A 4,057-nucleotide genomic window follows, 5' to 3' on the forward strand; every position below is an offset into this window, starting at 1 on the left:
TACTTCATTTAAATATAATATTTTTTACTTGAAAATTTATTTTTTAATGAAATTACTTGTTTTCAACTATTCTTCTAATAGCTTTTCTAGCCATTTCTCCATCAGTAGTTTCTACTCCAAATACCCACTGATCTACAATATCAAGATTATTTGCAATCCATTCTTCTGCTACAACTTCAGGATCGATTCCTTCATTTTTATAACTATTTATCCAGGCATTCTGAATAGGTGCCGGTACTTTAAATTGTTTTAAAAATGTATAATAATTAGGATTTTCATCTTCAAAACCAGTTCTAGCTACAGTGTATACTCTTTCCCCTTCTCCAAAAATCTTTTCAGGGTCTTCAAGATATTTAAGATCGAACATTACATTCATATAGTGAGGTTTCCAGCCATTAAATGCAACCCATTCTTTATTATTTACAGCTCTTTTAACAGTTGTAAGCATTCCACCTGTACTACTTGCTTGAAGCTTCCATTCTTCTAGATTATAAGTGTTATTATCAATAGCTTTCTTTATTATCAGATTACCTTCATTACCAGGCTCAATACCATATATAGTTTTATCAAACTTATCAGCATATTCATTAAGATCTTCAAATGATTTTACTCCAGCATCCCAAACATACTCTGGTACTGCGGTTTTATATACAACATCATATAAATTAACACTTACATTATGAACTGAACCTTTTTCTTCATATTTATCATAATGCATTTTCATTGTAGGCATCCAATTACCAAGAAAAGCGTCTAAATCTCCTGAGTCCATTCCTTTAAATACTACAGCCTGAGCTCCACTTGTCATTTCAGCTTCATAACCAAGATACTCTGCAATTTTCATTGCTACATGTGTTTTAACTGTAACTCCAGGCCACTGAACATAACCAAAATCTATTGTATCTGTGTCTTCAGCTGCCTTAGCCTGTGGTGCAGAAACTCCCATTACAGTCAATCCCATAACCAAAACCAACAAAATTGATATTACTTGCTTTTTCATTTTAATATCCCTCCTGAAAGGTTTTTATTATTTTAATTTCTTTTTGTTTCTTATTTTTATTTTATTTTAAAAATTTATTCAATATCTTCTGATGCTAAATTAGCTACTACATCAGTTTTAACAATTACTCCCTGCAATTTCCCATTATCAGTAAGCACTGGCATTGGGGTTTCCAGATTTGCAATTTCAGAAAATAATTGATCAATATTTTCATCAGGATCAGCTTTTGGTACATCCTGAATTAAATCATCAATATTTTCTTTTCCTTGATTTACTGCTTCTACAACATCTTCAATTTTTATAACCCCTTTGTATTTTCTTCCTTTACCAACAACAAAAATACTACCAAGGTGATTTTTCCTCATCTTATGAAGAGCAGTTCGAGGACCATCCTGTTCATATAAAAGAGCAACAGGTTTTCCCATAATATCTTCAGCAGTCAATACTCTTGAACGATTTACATCCTGAACAAATTCAGCAACATAATCATTTTCAGCATTTGTTAGAATTTCTTCATGATTTCCAACCTGTACAATTCGACCATCATTCATAATAGCAATTCTATCACCAAGTTTTAAAGCTTCATCAAGATCATGAGTAATAAATACTATTGTTTTATCTATATGTTCATAAAGATCAAGAAGTTTATCCTGCATATCTTTTTTGATTAAAGGATCAAGAGCACTAAAAGGTTCATCCATAAGCAAAATATCAGTATCAACAGCAAGTGCTCTTGCTAGACCTACACGCTGCTGCATACCACCACTAAGTTGATCTGGATGCTCATCTTCCCATCCTTCTAATCCAACCTGTTTTAAAGCTTTTCTGGCTTTTTCTCGCCTTTCAGATTTTTCTACCCCAGCAATTTCTAAACCAAATTCAGCATTTTCTAAAACAGTTCTATAGGGAAACAGAGCAAAGTTTTGAAAAACCATTCCAAATTTTTCTTCTCTAAACTTAATTAATTCATCTTTGTTAAGGTCCATAACATTTGTATCATCAACTATAATTTCTCCTTCAGTAGGTTCGACCAATCTATTAAAACAGCGGAGCAAAGTTGATTTTCCACTACCGGATAATCCCATAATTACAAATATTTCACCTTCATTAATTTCAAGATTGGCATCATTAACACCTACTGTTGCTCCAATCTCTTCTTTTACCTCGGATTTTGTTTTTCCTTCTTTCAAAAGAGGTATTGCTTTATTCTTATTTTTACCAAAAACCTTATATAAATTATTAACCTGTATTTTCAAGTTTTCCACCTCTCTCTTTTTTATTTTATACTATTTTTTTCTTAAGTAAAAAAGGTTTAGAATATATCCAAATAGTACTACTGGGTACAATTGAACATATCCTAAACCTCAATAAATCAGATTAACAATAATTAGCAGCAAAGCATCGCGACTGATAACAATATACTGCCAAAAAATTATTAGTTATCAATTTTAGCTTTTCACTTGACTCTGCAAAAAAGGATAACAAATATTTTATACTATGTCAAACTATATATCCTTTTTTTTAAATTAAATTTTAAGAAGCCTTTTCTTCCCCGGTATTTCCCTTATCAGACTTTTTACCATGATCAGTTGTATAAAAGCCTGAACCTTTAAAAACAATTCCTGGATTACCAATTATTTTTTTTACATCACTACCACATTCAGGACATTTTTCTAACTTATCTTCAGATATTTTTTGCATTTTTTCAAATCTACCACATTTTTCACATTCATATAGATATGTAGGCATTATTATCTTCCTCCCTCTTTCACCAATTATTTTCTTATTTATTTCTTATTTTAAATTATATTTTTATTTTGTTTGCTATAATTATATATATAATAAAATAGCCGATTTGTCAAGTTATTTTTGTTTTTCAATCTTTGTATTAATATGTCCCCAATAATTATATGCTTCTATAAATAAAAACAAAATCGCCAATATCCATTTACCCACATAGATAAAAAATCCAAAACCAATAACTGTAGTAATGATAATAGCAATTAAATTTAAAGTTTTACTTTTTCTTAAACCAATAATTTGCCAGGGAATAAGCCCCAATCCAACAAAAACACCTATTTCATTATTGTAAATTAACCCAGCTGCCCCTACAACTGAGAAAAATATTAGCATAAAATAATGCACCAAGTATCACTCTCCTTTTTAATCAATTTTTTCTAACATACTAACAGTTTCAACATGATATGTTTGAGGAAACATGTCAACTCCATTTAAATTACTGATCCTATATTTTTTCTTTAGTTTTTTCAAATCTCTAGCAAGTGTAGAAGGATTACATGATATATATATTATTTTTTCTGGTAGATTTTTTAATATTACCTGAATAATTTCATCATTTAAGCCTTTTCGTGGTGGATCAAAAACTAAAACATTATTATTATCTTTATATTTATTTATAACTTCAGAAATGTTTTTTCCCACATCTCCAGTTATAAATTCAGCGTTATCTATATTATTTAATTTCTTATTTTTTCGGGCATCATTTATAGCATTTTGATTTATATCAATACCCACTACTTTTTTTACTTCATCTGAAAAATATAATCCAATACTACCTGTCCCACAATAGCAGTCAATTAAAGTCTCATCACCATTAAAGTTGGCAAAATCAAGAGCTATATCATAAAGCTTTTGAGTTTGAAGAGTATTGGTCTGAAAAAATGAATCTAAAGAAATATCAAATTTTTTATTTCCAATATAATCTCTATATCTTTTCTTTCCACTTAATATTTTGCTTTTTTCTCCCATAATAACATTTGTTTTGTTTTCATTAATATTTTGCAATATTCCTATTAATTCCGGTATTTCTTTTATTAATTGATTTGCTATTTCTTTTAACTTAGAATTCATTTTACCATTTGTCACAAAAGCAAGTAACGCCTGATTTGTACATACACCTACTCTAACAATCAAGTGCCTTAAAAATCCTTTGTGGATTTTTTCATTATAAACACTTAATTCATTCTTATTCAATAACTCTAAAGTTTTAGTAGTAATTCTATTTATCAATTGATGTTGAATAGGGCAATTATCCAG

General features: G+C 29.3%; 5 protein-coding genes. All 5 read right to left on the reverse strand.

Annotated features, from left to right (window positions below):
- Positions 1-52: 52 nt before the first annotated feature.
- Complete coding sequence (locus VJ881_01405; GenBank protein ID HKL74694.1) at positions 53-1,000, reverse strand: ABC transporter substrate-binding protein; 948 nt, start codon at positions 998-1,000, stop codon at positions 53-55.
- Between the two features lie 74 nt (positions 1,001-1,074).
- Positions 1,075-2,256, reverse strand: a complete 1,182-nt coding sequence (locus VJ881_01410) for a glycine betaine/L-proline ABC transporter ATP-binding protein (protein HKL74695.1) — start codon at positions 2,254-2,256, stop codon at positions 1,075-1,077.
- Between the two features lie 277 nt (positions 2,257-2,533).
- Positions 2,534-2,749 carry an FmdB family zinc ribbon protein gene (locus VJ881_01415; GenBank protein HKL74696.1) on the reverse strand — a complete coding sequence of 72 codons (216 nt, stop codon included), beginning with the start codon at positions 2,747-2,749 and terminating at the stop codon, positions 2,534-2,536.
- Between the two features lie 114 nt (positions 2,750-2,863).
- Positions 2,864-3,133, reverse strand: a complete 270-nt coding sequence (locus VJ881_01420; GenBank protein HKL74697.1) for a hypothetical protein — start codon at positions 3,131-3,133, stop codon at positions 2,864-2,866.
- Positions 3,134-3,163: 30 nt separating this feature from the next.
- Positions 3,164-4,057 (reverse strand): 23S rRNA (uracil(1939)-C(5))-methyltransferase RlmD (rlmD, locus tag VJ881_01425; GenBank protein HKL74698.1); only part of this gene is annotated, 894 nt, incomplete at its 5' end.

The organism is Halanaerobiales bacterium, from assembly GCA_035270125.1.
Lineage (GTDB): Bacteria > Bacillota > Halanaerobiia > Halanaerobiales > DATFIM01 > DATFIM01.

Coding starts and splice junctions, on each gene's coding strand:
- VJ881_01405 (HKL74694.1), bottom strand. CDS start 1,000: ATGAAAAAGCAAGTAATATCAATTTTGTTGGTTTTGGTTATGGGATTG.
- VJ881_01415 (HKL74696.1), bottom strand. CDS start 2,749: ATGCCTACATATCTATATGAATGTGAAAAATGTGGTAGATTTGAAAAA.
- VJ881_01420 (HKL74697.1), bottom strand. CDS start 3,133: ATGCTAATATTTTTCTCAGTTGTAGGGGCAGCTGGGTTAATTTACAAT.